Genomic DNA, 1,794 nt, shown 5'->3' with positions numbered 1-1,794 from the left:
GCACCCGGACTGGGACGAGTACCGCCAGGCGATGCGGGACCAGGGCAAGTCGCTGATCCGGGTCTCGATCGAGTCGTGGGGCCCGATCGCCACCGGCGGCTTCCCACCCCGGCTCGCCGACTGACCGGCACCGGCTGAGATCGCCGGCCCAGTTAGTCAGCTGAGTTCGCCGATCAGGCGGCGACGGACATGACGCCCAGCAGGTAGTAGAGGTCGTCGCGGTGCATCGACGCCACCGGCTCGAGCGCCTCGGGCAGGTCGAGCACCTCGGCCGTGCCGTCGACCTGCACCCACGGCCCGTTCCACTCACTTGAGAGGACGCACACCGAGACCTGCGGGTTGCGCCGGACGTTGGCCGCCTTGGCCCGCTCGGGATACGTCGAGATGACGATGCGGCCCTCGGCGTCCACGCCGCACGTGTTCGGCGACGCCTGCGGGCGGCCGTCACGCCGGGTGGTCATCAGGATCGCGTGGTGCCGCGGCCGGAGGAAGTCGAGCAGCTCCGCTCGCTCGACCCGGTTGTTGGTGGCGATGCTGCGGGCCATCGCTTCAGCTCCCGATCGTGGAGGGCTTGCCCGCGGCGAGCTGCGCGGTGACCGCGGCGCCGATGATCCCGGCGTTGTTCAGCAGGGTGGCCGGCACGATCGGGGTGCGGATGTCGATCAGCGGGAAGAACTTGTCGGACTTCTTGGAGACGCCGCCGCCCACGACGAACAGCCGCGGCGACAGCAGCATCTCCAGGTGCCGCAGGTAATCCTGGACCCGGCCGGCCCATTTCTCCCAGCTCAGGTCGCCCTCCTCCCGGGCCCGGTCGGAGGCGCGCAGCTCGGCGTCCTTGCCGTCCAGCTCGAGGTGACCGAACTCGGTGTTCGGGATCAGCGTGCCGTTCAGGAACAGCGCGCTGCCGATGCCGGTGCCGAAGGTCAGCATCACCAGCAGCCCGTTCTGGTCGTGACCGCCGAACGCCACCTCGGCCACGCCCGCGGCGTCGGCGTCGTTGAGGACCGTGACGGGTACGCCCAGACGATCGGCGAACAGCTGCGCGGCCGGCGCGTCGACCCAGGACTTGTCGACGTTGGCCGCGGTCCGGGTGACCCCGTCCACCACCACGCCGGGGAAGGTCACGCCGACCCGTTCGTACCCGCTGAACTGCGCGGCCACCTCGGCCACGGCGTCCACCACCGAGGTGACGTCGGACGGCTGCGGGGTGACCACGCGGTACCGCTCCGCCAGCAACTCACCGTGCTCCGGGTCGACGGGAGCGCCCTTGACGCCCGAGCCGCCGATGTCGATGCCGAGGATGGCCATCCGAGTTCCGTCCTTGTCCGTCAGACGTTCGCTGCCCCTGCTGTGTACCACGCGAGCGCGGTATCGAATCACGCGACGCTCGAGCGGCTGCACGCGCTCGGGATGCAGCTGTCCATCACCAGTTCCTCGACCGGCTGACCGGTCACTCAACGTCACTCATACTTTCGGCTGGTCAGGACTAGCCCAGGCGGCTAGCGTGGGAGGAAGGAACGGGCGCGGCTCTCCGCCCGTGAATGGAGGTTTCTCTCCGATGACTACCGTGAGTGATGGGCCGTCCGAGTCCGCGACCGAACTCCTCACCGCGATGACAACCACCACCGAAGGGCGGGCGCGGGCCCGTCTGCGCGATCGGGCGATCGAGGCCTGGCTGCCCCTGGCCCGCCACCTCGCACACCGCTACTCCGGCCGCGGCGAACCCACCGACGACCTGATCCAGACCGCCACCGTCGGCCTGATCAAAGCCGTCGACAAATTCGACCCCGACCG

The 1,794-nt window shown here is 69.7% G+C and carries 2 protein-coding genes and 2 pseudogenes; 2 read left to right on the top strand and 2 right to left on the bottom strand.

The genetic code is table 11. The features are described from left to right. A pseudogene (locus tag AB0M20_RS41520) lies at nucleotides 1-124 on the top strand (PPOX class F420-dependent oxidoreductase); the annotation flags it as partial. 109 nt (nucleotides 125-233) lie between these two features. On the opposite strand, the pseudogene AB0M20_RS41515 reads toward AB0M20_RS41520, so the two are convergent. Then, a pseudogene (locus AB0M20_RS41515) lies at nucleotides 234-545 on the bottom strand (PPOX class F420-dependent oxidoreductase); the annotation flags it as partial. A gap of 4 nt (nucleotides 546-549) precedes the next feature. Further along, complete coding sequence (gene ppgK, locus AB0M20_RS41510) at nucleotides 550-1,308, bottom strand: polyphosphate--glucose phosphotransferase (protein ID WP_364306822.1); 759 nt, start codon at nucleotides 1,306-1,308, stop codon at nucleotides 550-552. A 250-nt stretch (nucleotides 1,309-1,558) separates the two neighbouring features. Between ppgK and AB0M20_RS41505 the strand changes: the two genes are divergently transcribed. Further along, the coding region (locus AB0M20_RS41505; protein ID WP_364306821.1) for a sigma factor at nucleotides 1,559-1,794 on the top strand (236 nt) is incomplete at its 3' end.

This window comes from Actinoplanes sp. NPDC051633 (assembly GCF_040681735.1).
GTDB lineage: Bacteria > Actinomycetota > Actinomycetes > Mycobacteriales > Micromonosporaceae > Actinoplanes.
This window is presented reverse-complemented; position numbering and strand designations above follow the sequence as displayed.